Raw genomic sequence first — 22,663 nt, 5'->3', positions numbered from 1 at the left:
GTGATGCGCTATTGTAGGCAATCCACTCAATACGCTCAAGGTTTAACTACACAATACAAAGCCAAGTATTAACAGTGCTATCCAAATTGTTTCAGCAACAATCATTATTTATTGGTTTTAAGCCCACCTCGGTGAGTCTGCCTAAGTTTGTTTTCATACCAATAGCGGCTATGGCGGCAATTAAAAAGAATCGAGAAAGCTCGTTAGCGGTTTCGAGCACGATAGCTGGTAGGTTAAAGGTGCTGTTAATAAGCATTAAAATAACAAAGCCAATTAAAAATCCGGGTACTTTTGGCAACTCGCCATGGTTACCTTTATTTGAGCGGTTAACCGCTGCGCTTTTTTTGTGTCTTAATTTTGTAATGATTTAGTCATTTTTTTTTAATTAAAAATACGCTTAGAGGTCACATCTGTTTTTTATAGTGCTGCGGTTACTTATTTGAGGCTTAGGCTTCAAGCAAAAATAACCACTACATAATGGGAATTACGGATGAAAATTAAAAAAGTTGCTGCGGCAATCGCACTAACCTGTGCGTTTAGTGCCGTTAGTCATGCCAATGTTTTACCGCAAAGTCAAAAAGACAGCAGCTGGTACAGCGCTGCCCAAGCAAAACTAACAACAAAAACAACGCAAGCGCAGGCAATTAAAAACACTAAAGCTAAAAACGTTATTTTGTTTGTGGGCGACGGTATGGGTGTATCTACCCTTACCGCAGCACGTATTTTACAAGGGCAAAGAGCGGGCAACTTAGGTGAAGAAGGTTATTTAAGCTTTGAAAAGTTCCCGTACTCAGCACAAGTAAAAACATACAACGTAGATGCACAAACACCGGATTCTGCAGGCACAATGACTGCGATGATCTCAGGGGTTAAAACCGATGTAGGTGTTATTGGTGTTGATGAAGATATTGAGCGCGGTGAGTGCTCAACGGTGGCTGGTAATGAGTTACTTACAGCCACTGAGCTTGCTGAAATTAAAGGCCTAGCAACAGGGATTATCTCTACTGCCCGCATTACCCATGCAACGCCTGCGGCAACCTATGCTAAATCGGCTGATCGCAACTGGGAAGATATCTCAGACATGCCTGAGGCAGCAGTGAATGCTGGCTGTGAAGATATTGCCTCACAGCTGGTTAATTTTGAAAAAAACCTAGAAGCACGCTTTGTCGGAACCGATGTTGATGGCTTAGATTTTGTTATGGGTGGCGGCCGTCGTCACTTCTTACCAAAAGAGGCCGCGGCAAATTCTACTGATGCTATGAGCGCCGTAGAAGGCGATCGTACCGATGAGCGTAACCTTGTTACTGAGTGGCAAACACAATATCCAAATGGCACTTATGTGATGGATCAAGCTGGGTTTGATGCTATTGCCGATGACGCCACTAAAGTATTTGGCTTGTTTAACGAATCGCACATGCAATACGAAGCTGACCGTGCAAACGATATAGCTGGTGAGCCGTCGCTTACCGATATGACCACCAAAGCGATTGATGTACTGGGTAAAAACGAAAAAGGCTTTTTCTTAACGGTTGAGTCGGGGCGTATTGACCATGCTCACCATGCGGGTAACGCATACAATGCACTTAATGACACCATTGAATTTGCAAAAGCAGTACAAGCTGCCGTTGATAACACCAATCCAGAAGAAACCCTTATTTTAGTTACAGCTGACCACAGCCATGTATTTACTATTGCAGGGTACCCTAAACGTGGTAACCCAATTTTAGGTAAAGTGGTTGCTGTAGGGCAAACTACACCAACGCTAGCTGCTGATAACATGCCATACACCACAGTAGGTTATGCAAATGGCCTCGGTTTTAGAAACTTAATCGATGAAACGGATGCGGACGCAAGCTATAAAACAGCTGCGGTTGCAGGACGTGTTGAGCTAAATGGTGTTGATACAACAACGCCAGGTTTTCACCAAGAAACCACGGTACCACTGAGCTCTGAAACACACGCAGGTGAAGATATTTCACTGCATGCAACCGGACCGGGTGCTCACCTAGCTCAAGGTGTTATTGAGCAAAACGTTGTATTTCATTTAATTAATCAAGCTCTTGAACTAACTCAGCAATAATGGCGGCTCACATGAATAAATTAACAGTACTTTCTTTAGCAGTAATGGTCGCATTAACGGGGTGTTCGAGTGATGACGACAAAAACAGCAATAATATTTTAGCGGTCGATCTCCCAATTGCAGTGGGATCTGCGCAATGTATCAATGGCGGCGTAGAAACACAAAGCGGTGTTGATACCAATACAAACGGGCAATTAGAGAGCAACGAAGTAACGCAGACTAACTTAGTCTGTAACGACCCAGCCACCTCATTAACGAGTGAACAGCTGGCGTCTCTTAGCAATAACGTATGGTTTAGTGATGCACAAACTAAGCTCGCCGGCGCGCAAGATGCTGCAAGTAAAGTGGTAACTGAATCGGGTAAAGCTAAAAATGTGATCTTGTTTGTTGGCGATGGAATGGGTATTTCTACTGTGACAGCTGCTCGTATTTTAGCGGGGCAATTACAGGGTGAAATGGGTGAAGATCACCAATTAAGCTTTGAAACCATGCCGTACTCTGGGTTTGTAAAAACCTATAATGTGGATGCACAAACGCCAGATTCTGCCGGTACAATGACGGCAATGGCCTCAGGTGTAAAAACCGATGTGGGTGTAATTGGTATAGACGAAGCGGTTGAACGTGGTAGTTGTGCATCAGGCAAAGGGCATGAGCTTGTTACGTCATTAGAGCTGGCTGAGATTGCCGGTAAGTCTACGGGTATTGTTTCTACTGCGCGTATTACCCATGCAACACCTGCGGCAACCTACGCTAAATCGGCAGACCGTAACTGGGAAGATATTTCAGATATGCCTGCTTCTGAGTCAGCTAATTGTGAAGATATTGCTTCACAGCTGGTTAACTTTGAAAAGAACCTAGAAGCACGTTTTAGTGGTGTTGATGTAGACGGAATTGAAGTGGTTATGGGTGGCGGGCGTCGTCACTTTTTACCAAAAGATGCCGCGTTTAACTCAGCTGATGCTGTTAGTGCTGTAGAGGGCGATCGTACAGATAATCGCGACTTAACCGCCGAGTGGAAAACGCAATATCCAAATGGTGCTTATGTGATGGATCAAGCGGGTTTTGCTGCTATTGATGCAACCACAACTGAGCGTGTATTTGGTTTATTTAATGAATCTCACATGCAGTACGAAGCTGACCGTGGCAATGATATTGCAGGCGAGCCTTCATTATCACAAATGACCGAAAAAGCGATTGATGTGCTTGATAATAACGAGCAAGGGTTTTTCTTAACGGTTGAGTCGGGACGTATTGACCACGCGCATCATGCGGGTAATGCATACAACGCACTTAACGATACTGTAGAGCTGGCTAAAGCAGTAAAAGTAGCGATGGAAAACACCAACCCAGAAGAGACGCTAATTGTAGTAACAGCCGATCACAGTCACGTATTTACCATTGCGGGTTACCCTAAACGCGGTAACCCAATTTTAGGTAAAGTGGTTGGTGTAGGGCAAACAGAGCCCAGCCTTGCTGCCGACGATATGCCTTATACTACAGTTGGTTACACTAATGGTTTGGGTTACAGAGACCTAGGTGCAGAAACCGATGCTGATGCATCTTACTTAGCAGCACCCGTTATAGGGCGTGTTGATTTAAGTAATGTTGATACTACAACGCCAGGTTTTCACCAAGAGGCACTTGTGCCACTATCATCAGAAACTCACGCAGGCGAAGATGTAGGTGTGTATGCAATGGGCCCTGGGGCGCATTTAGTAACAGGTACTAATGAGCAAAGCTTTTTATTCCATGTTATGGACTTTGCCGCTGACTTTGTAAAAGCCGCGGATGAAAAAGTAGCGCAATAAACCTTGCGATATAAAACAACCCGCACACTGTGTGGGTTTTTTATGTCATTAAACTGCCATTATTTTTGGTTATGATAAAGGCAATTAAGCTAAAAGCGATTAACTAAAGAGATAGCCCAATGAAAAAAGTATTTTTAATAATGAGCGCATTATTTAGCGCAAGCAGCTTTGCTGAGCAGTGCGATATAAATCCACAGGTATTAAAAGCCACTTACACTATTATTAATAAGGCTCCACAAACGCTTAAAAATAATAAGGCAAACAGCCAAACTCTCATCCTTTGGCGAAATGAGCAACAAGTGGCGCACCAAAGCCAAGTTATTACAGAGCTTTGGCAGTATACTAGCAACAATCAAATACGACCTATTCGTTATTTTAATGCGCAGCAGCGCGGTATTGAATATCAGCCATCAGAGGTGCAAGGAGTGCAAAACTGGAGTGCAAAAGTACAGCTGGTAGATAATCATCTCATTAAAAAAATGACATTAGTAAGCACCGAAGGCGAAGGCTGCAACGAAATAAAAAATTACAGCTTAGAAGAAAATAACTCTCAGTATAACTTGGCATTTTTTACCCATTCAAAACTGGTAAAAACATTTAGTATTAGTAACCTAGCGAATAAAGCAAGCACGTCGCTTAGCTTAGACGCGGTGCAAAATGACACACCAGCTATTAAGGCTCAGTTTGCAAAATGGGATAACTTTCAAACCACCGACTATGCCGACATTGGCGATAACGAAAGCGACCCATTTTTAGCAAAAATGATTAACCTAGGTTTTATAGAGCACGGCGCCACCGGTTTTTATAATCCTCAAGGTGAGGCTATTCAAGGTGGGCATCACCATTGGGTCGTTTTTTAGGCTTAGCAGAGTCTTCTGTTAAGCCATTTTCATAATCGTTGGCATCACAGGTATTTAAATTTTGCTGTGCTTGCTTATCTTGCTGTAATACCTGTTTTAAATCTTCCATACGTTGGCGTACTGCAACGCCGTAGCTGGCATCATCTCCCCAAAGCTCAGAAAGTTGTAACACAGATGCACGGTCATGATCCCTAAATAATTTACCAGCACGCTCAGCGTCTTCTTTGCTATTGCCAAGTAGCTGCAGTGATTCTATGGCTAAGTTAATGGCTGAGTCGACGGTTTCGCGGTTAAATGCATCCACTTTTAGATTCAGTAATTGATACGCATGGCGACGATCGATTGCGCGCGCCACTATTTTTAATTGGGGGTAGTTTTTATGTGCCAGCTTAATAATTTCAATGGTTTTATCTGGGTTATCAATCGCAACAACCAGCATTTGTGCTGTATGCGCGCCCGCAGCTTCAAGCAGTTCTTGGCGAGCAGCATCACCGTAAAATACAGTGTTACCAAAGCGGCGCAGCAGTTCTATTTGGCTTGGGCTGTGATCAAGTACGGTAATTTCGTAGCCTTGTGCATGTAATAAACGTCCCATAATTTGCCCAAAGCGGCCATAGCCCGCAATAATTACGTGTTTAGCGGTATTTATTTGTTCTGGTTTATCAAACTCAGGCTTAGTGCTACTACTGCGTTTTTGTATTTGTTCATACAGCATCAGTAATAAAGGGGCTATCAACATAGATACCGCAACCACTAAGGTCACTAGACTGGTTTGTTCTGGGGTTAAAATACTTAATGTGGTGCTCACGCTTAAAAGTACAAAAGCAAATTCACCACCTTGTGCTAGTGCCAATGTAAACAATAGTTTTTGCTTTGAGCTAATTTTAAATGTGACAGCAAGGGCAAACAAAATGAAGGCTTTAATGACAATTAATAAGGCAACTAAAGCAACCACGGTACTAAATTGATTAAATAATAGCTCAAAATTAATTGAAGCCCCCACAGTGATAAAAAATAGTCCCAGTAATAATCCTTTAAAGGGCTCTATGTCGGCTTCTAATTCGTGTCTAAATTCACTTTCGGCCAATACTACACCGGCTAAAAAAGTACCTAAAGCAGGTGATAGGCCAATACTGTGCATTACAAGCGAAATAGCCACGACTAAAAACAATGCAAAAATAGTGAATATTTCACGCATGTGAGTTTGGGCTATGTATCTAAACAGTGGTGACGACACATATTTACCACCAGCAATGATAGCGGCAATAACGCCAACAGAGACGCCTACTTGTTGCCAAACAGGCCAGCCTGCAATGATTGAATCGCTAATTTGTTTTGAACTACTTGGTGCAGCAAAGGCCAGTAAGGGGAGTAGCGCTAAAATAGGAATAATGGCGATATCTTGAAATAATAAGACCGAAAATGCGTTTTGTCCGGCCTCTTGTTTTAACCAGCCTTTTTCTTCGAGGCTCTGCAATACAATTGCGGTAGAGGAAAGTGCCAGCATTAAACCAATGGCCAATGCGGTTTGCCAATGCATGCTAAAAAACCAATAACAAAAGGCAAAAATAACCGCCGCAGTTAGCACCACTTGTAAGCCACCAAGCCCTAAAATAGAGTGCCGAAGCTTCCATAGTCGTGAGGGTTGTAGTTCAAGTCCGACTAAAAATAGCATCATCACTACGCCAAATTCGGCAAAGTGCATTATATCGGTTTGATCCCCTACGACTCCCAATGCATAGGGACCAATTAGTATGCCAGCAATTAAATAACCCAGTACTGATCCTAAGCCAAGTCGTTTGGCAATAGGAACAGCTACAATGGCGGCGGCTAAATAAATTAAAGCAATTTCTAACACGCGTTTATCCGAATAATTTCAAGACATTTATCATGGCTTAGGTGTTAGTAAAATACAATAACGGATGTAATGAACTGCCATTTATTTCGCTTTATTAGTGTATTAGCGGTCTAATTTTACAGTGCCTGAAATATTATCAATACTGACATCACCTGAGCCTGCTTCTGTAATAGTTAGCGCTTTAGCGTAATTAACGCGAATATCGCCAGAGCCATCATCAATCGTCACGCTTGAGCCAATATGTTCAATCAACATATCTCCTGAGTTATCGTCTACGGTGACTGCGCCATTAATATGTTTAATAGTTATGCCGCCCGAGCCATCTTCAACATTTAATACGCCTGTTACGTAAGTAACTTGCATTTCGCCAGAGCCATCTTCAATAGCGACATTACCACTGACATTATCAATATCAATGCTGCCTGAGCCGTCATTTAATACTAAGTCGCCGACTACATTTTTTACGTAAATATTGCCCGAGCCATCATCAATATTTAGGTTTTTAGCACTATTGATAGATAAGCTGCCAGAACCATCTTTTACATCAATATTGCTTTGCATCTCGTTAATAACAATATCGCCTGAGCGGTCGTTAATATCTAAATTTAGGGCGTTAGGTACGGTAACAACTAAATTGATACTTGGTGATTGCCCGCTGTAAAAGCTAATCCCATTATTACTTTTATTTTGTGCAACAAGTTTTGCTTGTGTACCGCTTTTCTCAAGGGTGAGTTCGTATTCATCGTCAATGTCGGCGGTGTAAATGATGGCATCAACGCTAATACTGGTTGCAGTATTAGAGCCCTGAATATCGAGCGAACCGGCACCACTTAATATCGTTAAGTACTCAAGGTTATTGCTTGGCAGTGAAAGCTGCTGGGTTTGTTTAACTGATGCGACACTGGGCGATATGTGAAATACACAACCGCTGAGTAATAAAATGCCACTAATTAATGAAACGGGCTTAGTGAAGTTCAATAGAGTTGATACGCTCATGTTTAGTCCTTTGATATTGATTATTTTAGTTAATATACAAAGTATGGAGCAAAATTGAGGCCGAAATGTAAGTTGTTGTTTTATATGAGGTGGCAGCAGTAATTAAAAAGTTAAAATGCCAAAATATGGTTAAAAATACTAAATGTTAATAAAAAGGATGCACACTGCATCCTTTTGTAATTACTCTATTATTAATGGGCGTTTTACTTAAAAATTGTAAGTAATGTTACCGTATAAAAAGCGCCCATCTAAACTGTAGGGTGTGTAAGGCGTGTACGGAAATATTTGGCCAAAGTTAGAATAGCCAATATTATCTACCGTTGCTTGAGGGTACTGATCGAACAAGTTATTTGCACCCACTGCAAATTTCCACGCTTCGTTAGGACGATAAGCGACTTCTAAATCGGCAATCCATTTAGCATCTAAATATTCATCACCCTCGCTGGTGGTTGAAATATCTGCCACTTCTCCATAGCGAGTTGCACGCAAGGTTGTTTGCCATTGGTTAAAGCTCCAAACAGCCGATAGGTTTAGTTTGTTATCGGGTGTGCCTTGCTCAAAACGGCCTACTTCACGACGGGCAAATACCACGTAGTCATCGCCTAAAGAATTTAGCTCGCTCGGGTTTGCATCTACATGAGTCACTTCGGTATCGTTAATGTTTGCCGCCGCATTTAAACGCACATCACCCAATGTATTTAAATCAAGTGTGTACGTTGCCACAATATCAACACCTTGCGTGCGCGAATTGATGGCGTTGGTAAAGTAACGAACACTTTCGGTATTTAGCTCGCCAGCATTCGCTAGAATTTGCTGTACAGCGTTACCGCTTAAGTTTTCAGAGAGTACAATCCGGTCATCAATATCAATGCGGTACGCATCAACTGTTAAGCTAAAGCCACCTTGAGTGTAAACAAATCCAGCGGTAACGTTAACTGAGTCTTCTGCATCGAGCTGTTTTGCACCTAACGCTTGCGCTGCAGGAGCAGAGCTTGGGAATAGACCAACTTCAAAAGGCTGGTTATTTTCGAGAATAGTCGATATTTGACGGTACGAGCTTTGTGCAAGTGACGGCGCACGAAAGCCAGTACTTGCCGCACCACGTAACGATAGGTTGTCGTTAATACTGTAACGCGTGGCTAATTTTGAAGTAAATGTGTTACCAAAATCGCTGTAATCTTCATAGCGACTGGCTAAAACAACATTCCATTTATCAGTTAAGTAAGTATCAAATTCAGCAAATACAGCAACATTATGACGACTTTCATTGGTTGTGCTTTGCGGCCCAAACCCAGGAAGCACTTGCGCACCGCCAGCAGCAATTGGGTTGCCGTTGTTATCAAGCGCAGTAATATAAGAGGCTTCCTCGCCTTGCTCTATTTTATAGCTTTCACGGCGGTATTCAGCACCAATAGTGAAAAATACATCATCGGGTAGACCAAAATCAACGCTGGTATTGGCATCAAAATTAACTAAAAATTGATCGTAAACCATGGCGCCGTTATCAAACTCAGTTTGGCTGTTAGTACCTAAAGAAGTATTGAGGCTATTTACAACGCCTAAACCAAAGTCATTTCGGCCGTAGTTGGTGCTTACATCCCAAGTCCAGTCGCCACTATCGCCTTGTAAACCAAGTGCCAGCGAGTAATCTTTTACGTCGGTAGCAATTTGTGGCAAAAAGCCATTAGGGTATAGCTCTAAAACATTGCGGCTGTCTTTTGCACGACGGTAAAATCCGCCCGAGTTACCTTCACGCTCTGAATAGCTACCAAATGAGTAAACATTAAAGCCATTCTCTAAATCGTATCCCATATTGTAAAACAAAGCGTAGTCTTCCAGCGCTGCTTTACCAAAACGGTGATTGTAGCGATCAATTGTAAATTCGCGTGGGTCTAGGCTGCCATCATCTAGGCGGCTGTATTGTTCGCGCGGATCAAAACCAGAGCGTTGAGTTGAGTCGTTATCACGGTATTCAACTGATACATTTACAAAACCATTGTCTGTTAATGAAAAACCTGAGTTTGCGCTAATTGTGCGTGTACTACCGTCGTTAACATGACGATCGTCGCCTAAATTAAATGCAAGGTTGCCGTTATCATCCGCATAAGTGCTATTTAGTTGCGGTACACCGGCCATTTGGCTGTCGTATTGGCCATAAGTTACGCTAACACTGCCGCCTTCGGTGGCATCTTTTAAAACAATATTGATTACTCCCGCAATGGCGTCAGAACCATATTGTGCTGCAGCCCCATCGCGCAGAACTTCAACACGCTTAATTGCAGAGGTTGGGATCATGTTTAAATCAACCGCGGTAGAGCCGCGACCAACCGTGCCTCCTAAGTTTAATAACGCACCAGAGTGGCGACGCTTACCGTTAATAAGGACTAAAGTGTGATCGGGTGCAAGGCCTCTTAAAACCGCTGGGCGAGCATGATCGGTGCCATCAGAGAGTGTGGCACTTGGGTAGTTAAAGCTTGGTAATTGGTTAGCGAGCACTTGGCTAATTTCAAGTTGCCCCGTACTTGCCATATCGTCACTGCTAATAATATCTACAGGCACAGTACTTTGCGCAATGCTACGCAAACTGCGGCGCGTGCCTGTTACTGAAATTACTTCGATATTTTCTTCGACTTGGTTAGTTTGCTCAGCCGCATTCGCAGCTGAAAAAGAGGCGCCAAGTGCGGTGGTAATAGCCAAGCTAAGTGCTAATTTTTTATTAGCTGATAAATGCTGAAAAGTCATTGAGCGTGCCTTGAAGATTTTGAAAAGGACGCATCATATATAAGCGGCTAGTGCATCGCAAAGATCTAAATTGACTAAGTTATTCAACTATTTTCATAAAAATAAGTGATCGGAATAATAGATTGAAACAGGAACAGACAAGGAGGCTAAAATATAGGATTATGCTTACTTAGGCAGCGAAAATGACTAACTTGGTTTAAAGCTTTGCTAAAGGGGTTTAATTATAAAGAAGCTACAGGCCAAACGATTAATGTGGCCTGTAGGGAATTAAAATTTATTCAGGTGCTACTTCAAGGGTGGTAAATAATACATAGCGGCTGGCGTCTACATCTTTTTCGTTTACTGTCACTTTTTGAGAGGTTTCGATTAGGTATAGGCCTGGCTCTTTCCACGTTGTGCTAAACATGCCGTTTTTGTCGGTCGTTACTTTTATTTCGCCACGTTCGTTACGATAGCGTATATCACCTTTTAAAATGCTAACTTCAATGCCTTCGCCAACCGGCTTTCCATCGCTTATTAGCTGAAAGCGCGCTTGCTCGCCAACAAATAAATCGTTTGGATGCGTTGGGCCGCTAAGCTCTAAGCCTTGACCTAATTGTGCTGGTTTAGAGGTACCATTATGACTAACAAAGGTATCAACAGTAGAGATGGTTTTAATTGTAGTGATGTCGCTGGCGTCTTTAGGTAGATTGGCATCTGCTTTTTTGGCGAATACACGGCTTCGCTCACCTGCTGCATTTTTGTAGAATGTCATGTACATAGGTTTTTGCGTCATCGCAATATGATAGGTGCCTTGTTGCTGAAGTTTTACTGCAGCAGAGCTTTTGCGTTGTAGGTAATAGGCACGAATGGTATCGGTAACTTGCTCGCCATTTGGGGCAAGTGCCATAAGCAGAGTATCGTCGTATTCAGCGCCTTTTGTGCTTGGACGAAATGCTTTATCAGGTGCAAAAATTTCGTTAGAAATACTCGCATCAATCATTACATAATGGGCTTTATCCCCTGATAGCGAGGTATGCGAAGGTAGTAACCAGCGGCCATGTGCACTTGCAGCTGTTGATACCAGCGTTGATAAACTCAGTACGCCAATGAGTGCTGTTTTTAATAAATTAACGTTCATTATTTTTCCTTTAAATTTGAATGATAAGTAGGGACTACCTAGCGGATACAGTGACAAAGCTGGTTGAAAATTCGTTTTTGCCATCAATGGTTATTTTTCCTGATTGGGTTAAATCAAGCTCAATACGGCTGTAATCACGCCCGCCTTCTTCACGAACAACTTCAATATTTAACAGGTATTTTCCTGCGATAACTGATTTGCCATTAAGATCGTTTCCGTCCCAATTAATGGTATAAGTGCCTGCGCGTTTGGTTGCGCTACTAACCCCATCGAAGTTTGCATCACTTTTACCGGCTTTGCGCCACCATTGGCGTAGGTCTTTAAACCATTCCGCTTTTTGTACCCAAAGCGCTAAAGTTGTGACATGTTTACGCTCTGGTGTTTCGAGCCAAACAGCAACATAAGGTCGATGATAGGGCTGCACATCTAACTCAGGTAAAGTTAATTCGATTTCTAATTGGGGGGATTGCGCTGCCACCGAAGTGTGAAAACACACGGCAATTAACAGCAATACGGTGCTAATTAAAGATTTAAACTTGAACATTAAAACACTCCTTTAATTTGTGGAACCCAGCATAAATAAATAACCAATGGTGTTGCGATTCCTAATACGGTTATCCATATTCCTGCTAAGCGTTTTTTTCTGTTTTGAAATAAAATAATCATGCCGGTGATGGCAAATAGAATCATCAGTACTGCAGATATATCAATAACCCAGCTCCATACTTCTCCTGAATGACGACCTTTGTGTAAATCGCCAATAACACTTAAAAACCCCCCGGTTTGATAATCGAGTAACAATTCGCCACTAATAAAATCAAACTCTGCATAGGCATAGCCTGCTGGTAATGGGTAGTCGAGCATAACCAGTGAATCTTGCTTTTCCCATTCAATGCTTTTCACTTTATTCAGCCCATAGTGTTTGGCTAAGTAAGCTTCTATTTGTGGATAAATAGCAGGCAGGCTATTCAATTGTGTATTTGCTTGAGTAAGCAGAACTTGGGGGATTTGGACCGTAATTTGGCCATTGTTTTTATCGTTTTTTAACCAGTCAACATGGTTTAGCACTATACCGCTTACACAAAATAGAATAAGTAAAAAAAACAAAGCGGTGGAAATATAGATATGTAGAGTGCGACTTGTACTATATAAAGTGCGTTTATTAACAAAGGGCATAAAAGGTACAAACTTATTTAACTTACACGGATGATAATGATTTTCATTAGCTGTTACAAATTTATTTACCAAACTTTACACTTTATTTTTTAGGAGGAGTTGAGTGCTTAGAGATTAAGTAAGTTAAAATCAGCACTTCAACAACAGCCACTAGAGCAATAATCCAAGCTGGAGGGCTGTTGTATAATAAAAATATAAAGCCTATTAGCATACCTATACCCGCAGCATACTTTGCCTTTACAGGAACCACTTGATGGGCGCGCCAATGTTGTAATGTTGTGCCAAAGCGAGGGTGGTTTAATAGCCAAGATTCAAGCGCCGCGGATGAGCGAGCAAAACAGGCTAAGGCTAAAATTAAAAACGGCGTGGTTGGCATAACCGGTAGGGCAACACCAACAATGCCGAGTAATACACACAGTAGTCCCAGCAATTTAAAGCCGAAATTTTTATAATAAATAAAAGCGTTTTTTATACTCACTTTAGCTCTTTTTTAATTAATTAAACGGTAAAAGTGTAAGCTAATTAAAAGGTAAAATGAAGAGAAAATGGCTTAGTTGCATGTTATCAACTAAGCCATTTAGGGTTAGCAAAGGAAAAGAATTTCCTGATTGCACTACCTATTAAAAGTAATAGCCTAAATTAATATTAAAACGGCGCCCGGTATCGCCATCACCAATAACGGTACCGCCAATAAAGGGTTGATTACGGGCTTGTACGAAATCAAAATAACTAAAGAATCCGCCAGCAGTAATGCTCATACCGGTTACATTCATCCAAGTATTGGCGCTATTATCTGACTTGTTGTCGATGATCCCATAGTCGTTATAAAACTGCAGATTGGGAACTGGGCCCCATTCTAGTGCGTAGTCATAGGCAATATTAAAGTTGGTCATTGTGGCTTGGCTCGATACACTGTCATAATAGTCAAAAGCACCCACCGCAAAGCGGTTATTACCATCGTCTAAGTCATATTCACCGTGTTGCAATTGAATATTCCAGTTATTAATGTTGCTGTTTAAGTGAACAGCCCACGCACTGTAATTACCCGCGCGGTCTTCACCGTCGTGAAGTCCGCCATTGAGTAACGATACCCCGATGTCAGTGGTGATATTTTTACTATGCTCAAGCTGATAAGTAGCGCGACCAGCAAAGGTGTTGTATTCACCAAGTTGCTTTGCAGGCTCGGCATAGGTGCCTTCATCGGCAGGGCGACTACCAACAAGATCATAAGAGTAACGATGATTTTTATCTGATGCTGAGCCATCAACTCCACCCAGTTCATCGTTTTTAAAAAAGCCGAGATCAAGTGTCCAGTTGTCTTTAAGCTTACGCTTGGCGACTACCCCTAAATCAAAGTCACCACCGCGATCTTCATTGCCTTCATCGTAAGAGTTTATACCGTAGTTAGCGCGAATAGCACCTCCTACTTTTATCCAGATTATTGCTTTTCTTGCTGTGCAGTGTCTGTAGAAGTAGCTTGCAACTGTTTACTAACTTGTTCTACTTGCTGAGACTTTTTTTCAGCGAGTTTGCTTTCAAGTTTATCTACTTGTTGCTTTAACTGCGTTAATTAGCTTTGGAGAGGTTGAAGGTTTGATGCATAAGAATTACTAGCAACACCACTTAAAATTAATGCGAGTGTTAGTTTTGAGAGTTTAGTCATAATAGCCGTTTTGATTGTGATTAAAAAATAAAGGCGCAACGATGCGCCTCTTAGTGTGGAAATAGGAGAAAATGGCAGACTAATTTAGTTTATTGTTTTTATACTGCGTTTTATTCTTTAGTAGAAGTTTGAAACAGTGCGCCTACTTCTAAAAGAGGAGAGGCATCTAGCTTATCTGCATCCATCATTGCGGCAATACGTTGCATTGATGAAAGTAGTAGGCTCTGTTCCCATTCAGCAAGCGCTGAAAATTTTTCGATAAAGTGTTCTTGCAAGGGCTGAGGGGCTTTTTCGAGTAATTCTTTACCTTGTTCAGTAAGATATAAGCTGACCCGGCGTTTATCCATTTGACTACGAACGCGTGTTACCAAATTCTTGCTTTCTATTCGGTCAAGAATATTTGTGACCGTTGCCGGGCTTAAATTTACATTTTGCGCAATACGACTCGCGGTAATGCCGTCAGTTTGAGACACTTCTTGCATAATAAGCAGTTGTGGTCCTGTTAAACCCGCTGTTTTATTAAGTTGTTTTGAATGTAAGTCAATCGCACGGATCACCTTGCGTAAAGAAACTAGTAACTCGTCATATTTTTGCATTTGTTTGTCTCATGAAAGGCGAATCAGTTGCCGTAATCACGAAATGTTACACATCAAATAAATTGAATTCAAATGATATATATCATTTAACGCCGCTATTATTGGTTTTTATTAATTTGATCAGTAATTAAAATGGCATTTATTATCTTTATTTTATTAAAAGTTAATAATACTCTACCTTGTTAAGGCTGCGCACCTTACGTAAGTTAAAAGCGATACGCAAGCCACAGGTTTAAAGCTTTAGTCGTAATTGAGCCGTTGATGTGGCATAAAAATATAGTAACTAACTCAATTTAAATAACTATTCTATGTAGCTTATGCTTTAAGCATGCATTATTGTTTGTGTACAGTAACCTGAACTCAGGTTAAGTACTAAAAAATTAGTCTCAGTGTTAAAGGAGATAAAATGCAATTATCACCCTCAGTATGTATTGAGCGTACATATAGCGGTTTGGAATTTATTAGTATTAATAGTCGCCAATGTAAGGCGAAGATATTTTTACAAGGTGGGCAAATAACTGAGTTTACACCCAAAGGTAAATTGCCACTATTGTGGGTGTCTGGGGATGAAACCTTTAGCGAAGGGAAGGGCATTCGTGGCGGTATTCCTATTTGCTGGCCTTGGTTTGGTCAACATGAAAATAAAGACTTTCCAGCACATGGCTTTGCGCGCACGCACGTATGGCAAGCCGATGAAGTGCATGAAACCGAGAACGAGATTACTGTTAGCCTTAAATTACCAATGAAGCAGATAGATTCTACCTTTTGGCCTCATCAATCTTCTTTAAGGGTTGAGTTTATTTTATCTGAGCAGTTAGAGGTGCGTTTAACCACCTGTAATTTAGGTAACACCCCATTTAGTTATACACAGGCGCTGCATACTTACTTTCCAACTGATGATATTAATAATACTTGCGTAACAGGGCTGCAAGGGGCGCAATACATAGAATTTGGCCAAGGGCCTTATCGGCAAAGTGATGTGGTTGGTTTTACCCGTGAAACCGATATGGTTTATACCCAAGCCGGGGCTGTGCAAACCATTGAAACTCCTCAAGGGGCGATCAGCGTTAGCAGAGAAAACTCGCGCTCGTGCGTGTTATGGAATCCATGGATTGAAAAATCAAAGCGACTATCAAATTTTGCCGATGATGATTATAAAAGCATGTTATGCCTAGAGGCTGCGAATGTACTTGAAGATGCGGTTACGCTTGAGCCAAAACAAAGTCATACCCTAGTAACAACAATTAAGTGGCTTGGCTAAGCCTAACATACGCGAAATGGAGCAAAGTGTGTTTACTAATCAACAAATAACCGACCTACCGCAACATAAAAGCATAGTGTTTGAGCCGCTTGCGGACAAAGCATTGTTGCATGCACAATTGAATTGGTTGTTATTTTTCATTCCTTTTTGCTTAGTACTAGCGGCTGTATGCTATTTTAATACAGACTTTGCTGCTATGGCGCAAGGTTACTTATTGGTTGCTGTTCCGCTATTAATTTTACTGTGTATGTTATACAGCGTGTTCAGCATAAAATTACAGGGCAGCGCGTTGCGTACCCACGATATTGCTTTTAAAAAAGGCATTATTTGGCAGCAGGTGACAATTTTACCGTTAGAGCGTGTGCAGCATATTGAAATACACCGTGGGCCCATAGAGCGAAAACTTGGTTTAGCCAGTTTAAGACTTTATAGCGCCGGCGGTATGAGTGCCGATTTACAAATTAGCGGTCTGACCCACGAAAAATGCAAAAATATTCGTCAGTTTGTACAAAGCTATCGCCACGATGAAACCGCAAGCGAGGTAGCTGCCAGTGAGTGTTGATGCTGCGCAAATAACGTCACCTTCACTTAACTGGCAAAAAGTGTCGCCTTGGGCGCTGGCTTATTTTGTGATGCATTTTAGTGTGCGCTTCATAAAAGACGGCTTATTTAATTTACTGCCCGTGTTGGTGGTATTTGTTACCCAAGTAGAAAATAAACTATTTTGGGGGCAAGTTGGGCTCGCGGTTGCTTTAACTTCATTGCTTGCCTATTGTTTTTTGTATTACCGTAGTTTTCGTTTTTGTATTACTGACGAGCATGAAATTTTACTTAATAAAGGCGTATTTAAAAAAGAGCGACTTACCTTAAAATTTTCTCGAGTGCAAAACGTAAATTTAGCGGAGCCATTTTACTTCACCCCCATAGGGTTAGTTAATTGTATTTTTGATGCGGCAGGCAGTGTTGCTCAAGAAGCTGTTTTGCCAGGGGTAACTAAAGATTACGCGCAACAAATGCGTAAACGAGTGTTTGACTATAAAGCGCAGCAACAACCATCAGCTGAGGTGGCTGATACAGCGCAATCTCATATTGAAGAGCAGAGCGAAAATAGTTTAGTTATCACCAATAAAGAAATTGCTAAATTTGGTTTAATGTCGAATATGGCCATTTTAGCACTTGCGGCAATTGCCCCTTTTATGAATGTGGCCATCGACTTTTTAGAGCAGCAGTTCATAACAAAAATAGAGGGTTTTTATCAGCAAGAGCTGGGTATGATGGCTAATGCAGCTGTGTTTGCGGTTATAACTTTAATTATTATGTTGGTATTTATTGCGGTGTTTTTATCGGTGACTATGTCGCTCATTCGTTTTTATAACTATCAGCTTTACTTTAAAAATAATAAATTCAAACGTATTGCAGGGCTGTTAGAGCGTCATCAACTATCAATTAGTTTAGACAAAGTACAGTCAATCGTTATTAAGCAAAACCTAGTTGCTAGGCTATTAAAACGCTTTACTGTGGAGTGTTTGCAAGCCAGTAGCGGCGGTGCTGCAAGCATGGCGAAAAAGAATAAACAAACCTTAGTGCTGCCTGTACTCACGCAGGAGCAAGTTGATAATGTGTGTCAGTGGATTTATCCGTGGTTTGACAGTAAAAAGCTGGCATTCAATGCGGTAGAAAGGGCGTTGTTATATAAAAACACGGTGTTTTATGCTTTGCTACCGAGCGTTGCTTCTGGTTTTTTTATTAGCTTTATGCAACTTAATATATTAATTGCATTAGCATTATTCTTGGTACTAGCCGCGTTAGTGTTTTTATCTTATAAACGTTATGGGTATTACCTTCATCAACAAGATGGGCGTTTTTATTTGGTGGTACGCAAAGGTATGATTGGCGTGCATTACCGGGTATTTGAACTCTACAAAGCACAAAGCGCTCGCAGTGTGAGCACCTTTTTTATGCGTCGTTCTGGCTTAAAAAGCCTGTATATACAACTTGCTGCAGGCGGTGCGTATGTCCCATATTTAAAACAGCAAGATGCTGACTTCATTATAGATTTTACACTTATGCAGGCTGAGTCAGACCCTCGCAGTTGGATGTAACTTCCTTTGTTCAAAACTCAGATTAAATAATAAAGCGGGTGTTAAAACACATTTGCACATGCTTTATTACACTTTTTACTGCCCGTTTTTTCCATTTGATAATACTCTAAGCATTATCAAATGTACTATTTAAGGGATTATTGTGAAAAAGTCACTCATTGCATCAGTCTTATTATTGGCTGCACCTAGCTTTGCTGCTAATTGGCAAACCATTCATACCGAGCATTTTAATGTTCACTTTAGTAGTGAGCATACTGATTTTGCTAAATCGACTGCGGTAGAACTTGAGATTGTTCGCACTAAAGTGCTTGAGCAACAAAATCGGGCGCTTGATAAAATCGTCGATGTGGTGGTGTTTGACCCTCTAAATGCAGCAAATGGCTTTGCCTTACCAACCTCTAATAATCCTGTTATGGCGCTTTTTACTACGCCACCGCAGTCGGATACCGTGATATCAAATTCATCGGGTTGGCAGCAATTGTTGGTGCTGCACGAATACATTCATTTAGTCCATTTAGCGCAACCAACTCGTAACGACTGGCAGCAAAAGATTCGCGGTGTATGGGATATATACGATTTAACCTATGGTAATACACCGCGCTGGGTAGCCGAAGGGTACGCTACTTTAATCGAATCAAAAATGACAGGCCGAGGGCGCTTATTTGATAACTATGCTGAGGCAATGCTTAGAGAGTTTGCTCAGCAGGGAGCGCTTCCCACCTATGGGCAACTAAATAGCGATGAGGGCTTTATGGCGGGCTCTATGGCGTATTTAATGGGGAGTCGTTTTTTATACTGGCTAGAGCAAAATTACTCAGAGCAGCTACTCGATAATGTATGGGTTCGTATGCGAGCAGTGAAATCACGAGATTTTGACGACGCATTTTCTGGTGTATTCGGGCAAAGCGCTGCCAAGCTATATCGTCGATTTATTGCTGAATACACTTATAAAGCAATGCAACAAGAGCAAACCGAATCATCACTTAATAGTAAGCTTTGGTTAAAGCTAGATTTATACGCTAGCAATCCAGCTCTTTCAAATGATGGTAGCAAAATTGCGATAGTTGAACGTGATGAAAAGAGTAAAACTAAACTAATAATTTACAGTACAGAAGACAACACCAAAGCACGAGATAAGTTTACTAAGGTGCAAAAGGAGCTTCTAGAGAACGATAAGCAAGATGTTCCTGATACCCCGCCAATCGTATTTAAGCGCGAACAAAAACAAGTACTAAATCAAATTAATCGCGCAGGTATTGCTAACCCGCAATGGGTAAATAACAACACACTTTATTTTAATGCCTACAGTAGTGAAGAATCGGGTATTTATAACAAAGTGTCTGACATTTTTAGCTACAACACCGACACTGGCAACATAGAGCAACTTACAGAGCTGGCCGGTATTCGCCGTTTTAGTGTTACCCGCGATGGTGAAACACTTTACGGTGAGCAAATAAGAGCTGGGTATTCTGAATTAGTTAAAGTCGATCTTAATACACAAACAATCACGCCACTTTTTACCAAGAGCTTAAAAACAACGTATGATTACCCGACTCTAAACCCCGATGAAACAAAACTAGCTTACTTATCAGCGTCATTAAACGAAAATTGGCAGTTGTATATACAAGAGTTGGCCGGTGATACTAGGCAGTCAGTCCCAATGCCTAATGGGTATCAATATTTAAGCCAGCCGAGTTTTAGTCAAAATGGGGAGTCTATCTATTTTGTTGCTGGCTTAAATAATAAGACTGATATTTATAATTACCATATAAAAAATAACACCCTCACCCGCTTAACTAACGGGCAAGAAGCGCTCGCATACCCGATTGAGGCTGAAGATGGCTCACTACTTTATTTCTCCATTAATGCCGATGGCCCTGATGTAAAAACGCTAACAACAAAAAACCGTACAGTCGTAACAGATCTCGCTGTAAACAGTGAAGCCCCATTGTTGATGGTAAATAAGCATACCTTGCCACCGGCAAAAATATATACCGATGAGATAGCAGAACAAAGCGATTACTCAGTACTTGAGCAGCAAGCGACGTTTGCCTTGGGATCACAGTATTATTCAGCGTCAACCAGTTTGCTAAGTGTAGGTATAAAAAGTAGCGACTTATTAAAACAACTTGATTTACAAGCGGGTTATAACATTGATTTGCATAACGGTGCATTAAATGGCGGCTTTATACAAGCAAAATACAATGCGTTAAATACAAAGTTTAAGCTTGCGCTATTTGATTATAATTTGGATACATCACGTCAATATCAACCTAGCTTAAACGCTGATATTGATGCCCGAGGTGGTTATGCTGCAATAAGCCACCCATTGAAGTTTGGCCAGCTTCAGTTAACCCCAGAGCTTGCTTATAACTATACAGATTATAAAAATAGCCATAAAAATTGGACACGGTTGAGTATTAGTCAGCAATGGCAACATGACCGCCAAGCATTTGCCATAGGGCAGAGTATTTATGCCAGCATTTATGATGGGCAGAATCACAGTAGTCATTGGCAAGGTTATGACTTGGCAGCAAAAATATTTGGTAAAGCGTTTGATATACCACTTTTTGTTAACTTTGAGCAAAAGCAAAGAGATGACAGTAGCCTGACATTAGGCGGCTTTAGTTCTAATTTAATTAATCAGCAGCAAAGTAGTGAATTTGTACTTGCTGCTGAATTACCTTTTTATAGTGCAACTGCAGAGCGCTATCAAGGTTATGGCGGTGGCGTTAGCTTTAAAGAGGGGATGCCTTGGCTTTATTACAAACAACATCAATTAGATAGCAACGTTTATGCACAAAGTTACGGCTTAAAATACCAAGGTGACTTTAGCTTCGGGATGGGGCCTGCGGGCGTAAACGATTTAACCTTTAATGCTGGACTGTCGCGTGTTGAAGGCGACAGCTTTGAAGATGAAATGCGCGCGTGGTTAAGCTTTTACTATTCATTGTAAAAGCCTATTTAGCTAAGTTACTTACTTGCCTTTAAGGACAGTAACTTAGCTGAGCATTAATACTATCAAGCATTCACATTTCTTCGCTGAGTTAAGCGATTCTTTTGTGAGTGCTTTTTACGTTTGCGGCGGGTAAGCCATAAATAAAAGCCTGTACCAGCGAGCCATACAGGGCTAAGGCCAACAATACACCATAGTATTTTACTGATAAGCCCAGCAAAATAACCAAAGTGAAGTTTTCTAAAACTGTCTATTACTTGCCAACCAGCACCAGCCTCTCGAATATCCCAGTTAGCCATGTGTTCACCTGTTTGCTTATCATAGGTTATGGTATTGGCGTATTCACTGGTTAGTGGGTTATTGGTATTTACTTCGCCATAAAGAGTGATATTTTCATCGGGCTCTCGTGGAAAAACTAAAAAAGTTGTATTAAAAGTGGGTATTTGCAGCTTGCTATCATTAAGAATCCGCTCAAAAGAGATGTCGTCACTATATAATTTATTTTTAATAGTGTGGTGCTCTTCTTCTGCGTGTTCTATTACTTCGTGATACCACACTGCACCATTAAAATAACCACCTGTAATAGCTAAAACGATAAGGATAGGTGAGCCTAAAACACCGGTCATCTTATGAATGTCACTGAGTACTATTTGTAACGTTGCGCGCCAGCGTACGCTAAATAGTCGTTGCCAAAATTTGCGGTAAATAATTAAGCCAGTAATACCTAAAGTTAATAAAAATAAAGCAAAAAAGAACCCTAATACGGTGCCTGTTTGCCCTGGTAAACTTTTTAAGTCGTTAAGTAAAAAGGTGTAATGGAGCTCTAAAAACCAGTCGGTAAAATAATGAGTTGTGCTTACGGGTTCTGATAAAACCTCTCCGGTGTACTGGTCTAAATGCAACTTATACCAATCGTCAGTGCCACGCTTAACCAAGTAAAGCCGGTCGGCGGTGGTGTTATTAAAAAGCTCCCAGCTTCCTACTACATACTCAGGAAAGGCTGCTTCGGCTTTATCTATTAATGAGTCCATAGGTAAGCGAGCAGCTTGCTGCTGTACCACAAAGTGTTTGTCAGGCATCAGTAAGCCGTCTATTTCACTTTTAAACACTAAAACACTGCCAGTAATGCTAATAACAATTAACGGAATAATGGCAATTAGCGCCAACCAACTATGAATTTTAAACAGTGTTTTTCTCATTATTTTAGCTTGTATGTTAAATTATACGCATGCGCATGATAACAGTTATCATTTGTATTGCAATTGGTTGGAGTGGCGTGCTGTGAAGTTTTAGTAACGGTTTTTGTATACTCAAGTTGCCATCACTAAAAACTAAAGTAAGCGTTAAGCTTGTATAAAACCTAGCCAGCTCTACAATGCGCGCACAAAAATAAAGCCTTTAAAAACAAATGTTTAAAAAATGTTTTATTTCTTCCTTTTTATTAA

17 protein-coding genes and 1 pseudogene are annotated in these 22,663 nt (G+C 41.1%); 7 read left to right on the top strand and 11 right to left on the bottom strand.

Annotation, left to right across the window (positions count from 1 at the left end; translation table 11 throughout):
- Positions 1-91 precede the first annotated feature (91 nt).
- On the bottom strand, positions 92-298 hold the full coding sequence (locus CWC30_RS11335; RefSeq protein WP_249929855.1) for a putative sulfate exporter family transporter: 207 nt from the start codon (positions 296-298) through the stop codon (positions 92-94).
- 192 nt (positions 299-490) lie between these two features.
- Between CWC30_RS11335 and CWC30_RS11330 the strand changes: the two genes are divergently transcribed.
- The 3 genes from CWC30_RS11330 (at position 491) to CWC30_RS11320 (ending at position 4,748) form a co-directional block, all read left to right on the top strand.
- Positions 491-2,080, top strand: coding sequence for an alkaline phosphatase (locus CWC30_RS11330; protein ID WP_138627134.1), 1,590 nt, complete (start codon positions 491-493; stop codon positions 2,078-2,080).
- 11 nt (positions 2,081-2,091) lie between these two features.
- Positions 2,092-3,888, top strand: a complete 1,797-nt coding sequence (locus tag CWC30_RS11325) for an alkaline phosphatase (protein ID WP_138627133.1) — start codon at positions 2,092-2,094, stop codon at positions 3,886-3,888.
- Between the two features lie 119 nt (positions 3,889-4,007).
- A complete protein-coding gene (locus tag CWC30_RS11320; RefSeq protein ID WP_138627132.1) occupies positions 4,008-4,748 on the top strand; it encodes a hypothetical protein in 741 nt (246 codons plus the stop codon).
- Here the strand turns inward: CWC30_RS11320 and CWC30_RS11315 are convergent.
- From CWC30_RS11315 to CWC30_RS11275, 9 genes and pseudogenes are all read right to left on the bottom strand, one after another.
- Complete coding sequence (locus CWC30_RS11315; protein ID WP_138627131.1) at positions 4,711-6,606, bottom strand: monovalent cation:proton antiporter-2 (CPA2) family protein; 1,896 nt, start codon at positions 6,604-6,606, stop codon at positions 4,711-4,713. The two genes, CWC30_RS11320 and CWC30_RS11315, sit on opposite strands and share 38 nt — an antisense overlap.
- A 102-nt stretch (positions 6,607-6,708) precedes the next feature.
- On the bottom strand, positions 6,709-7,602 hold the full coding sequence (locus tag CWC30_RS11310; RefSeq protein ID WP_138627130.1) for a DUF4097 family beta strand repeat-containing protein: 894 nt from the start codon (positions 7,600-7,602) through the stop codon (positions 6,709-6,711).
- Between the two features lie 207 nt (positions 7,603-7,809).
- A complete protein-coding gene (locus CWC30_RS11305; protein ID WP_138627129.1) occupies positions 7,810-10,344 on the bottom strand; it encodes a TonB-dependent receptor plug domain-containing protein in 2,535 nt (844 codons plus the stop codon).
- Between the two features lie 274 nt (positions 10,345-10,618).
- Complete coding sequence (locus CWC30_RS11300; RefSeq protein WP_138627128.1) at positions 10,619-11,464, bottom strand: DUF4198 domain-containing protein; 846 nt, start codon at positions 11,462-11,464, stop codon at positions 10,619-10,621.
- 34 nt (positions 11,465-11,498) lie between these two features.
- Positions 11,499-12,008 (bottom strand): DUF2271 domain-containing protein, encoded by a 510-nt coding sequence (locus CWC30_RS11295; RefSeq protein ID WP_013466240.1) that lies wholly within the window; start codon positions 12,006-12,008, stop codon positions 11,499-11,501.
- Positions 12,008-12,640, bottom strand: a complete 633-nt coding sequence (locus CWC30_RS11290) for a PepSY-associated TM helix domain-containing protein (RefSeq protein WP_036983344.1) — start codon at positions 12,638-12,640, stop codon at positions 12,008-12,010. The genes CWC30_RS11295 and CWC30_RS11290 overlap by 1 nt, the downstream gene beginning before the upstream one ends.
- An 82-nt stretch (positions 12,641-12,722) precedes the next feature.
- A complete protein-coding gene (locus tag CWC30_RS11285; protein ID WP_069438888.1) occupies positions 12,723-13,118 on the bottom strand; it encodes a YbaN family protein in 396 nt (131 codons plus the stop codon).
- 142 nt (positions 13,119-13,260) lie between these two features.
- A pseudogene (locus tag CWC30_RS11280) lies at positions 13,261-14,303 on the bottom strand (hypothetical protein).
- A 110-nt stretch (positions 14,304-14,413) separates the two neighbouring features.
- Positions 14,414-14,899 (bottom strand): MarR family winged helix-turn-helix transcriptional regulator, encoded by a 486-nt coding sequence (locus CWC30_RS11275; protein ID WP_008466785.1) that lies wholly within the window; start codon positions 14,897-14,899, stop codon positions 14,414-14,416.
- Between the two features lie 406 nt (positions 14,900-15,305).
- On the opposite strand from CWC30_RS11275, the gene CWC30_RS11270 reads away from it, so the two are divergent.
- The 4 genes from CWC30_RS11270 (at position 15,306) to CWC30_RS11255 (ending at position 21,218) form a co-directional block, all read left to right on the top strand.
- A complete protein-coding gene (locus tag CWC30_RS11270) occupies positions 15,306-16,160 on the top strand; it encodes a D-hexose-6-phosphate mutarotase (protein WP_138627127.1) in 855 nt (284 codons plus the stop codon).
- Between the two features lie 16 nt (positions 16,161-16,176).
- Entirely contained in the window at positions 16,177-16,722 is a 546-nt protein-coding gene (locus CWC30_RS11265; RefSeq protein ID WP_138627141.1) for a PH domain-containing protein, read from the top strand.
- Positions 16,712-18,262: a PH domain-containing protein gene (locus CWC30_RS11260; RefSeq protein WP_138627126.1), complete on the top strand. Its 1,551-nt coding sequence runs from the start codon at positions 16,712-16,714 to the stop codon at positions 18,260-18,262. Before CWC30_RS11265 ends, CWC30_RS11260 begins: the two co-directional genes overlap by 11 nt.
- Positions 18,263-18,404: 142 nt before the next feature.
- Positions 18,405-21,218: a TolB family protein gene (locus tag CWC30_RS11255; RefSeq protein ID WP_138627125.1), complete on the top strand. Its 2,814-nt coding sequence runs from the start codon at positions 18,405-18,407 to the stop codon at positions 21,216-21,218.
- A 65-nt stretch (positions 21,219-21,283) separates the two neighbouring features.
- On the opposite strand, the gene CWC30_RS11250 is transcribed toward CWC30_RS11255, so the two are convergent.
- Entirely contained in the window at positions 21,284-22,417 is a 1,134-nt protein-coding gene (locus CWC30_RS11250; protein WP_138627124.1) for a PepSY-associated TM helix domain-containing protein, read from the bottom strand.
- Between the last annotated feature and the right edge of the window lie 246 nt (positions 22,418-22,663).

The sequence above is a fragment of the Pseudoalteromonas sp. S4741 genome, from assembly GCF_005886135.1.
Taxonomy (GTDB): domain Bacteria; phylum Pseudomonadota; class Gammaproteobacteria; order Enterobacterales; family Alteromonadaceae; genus Pseudoalteromonas; species Pseudoalteromonas tetraodonis.
The sequence above is the reverse complement of the archived record's forward strand: the minus strand, read 5'-3'. Positions and strand labels throughout refer to the sequence as shown.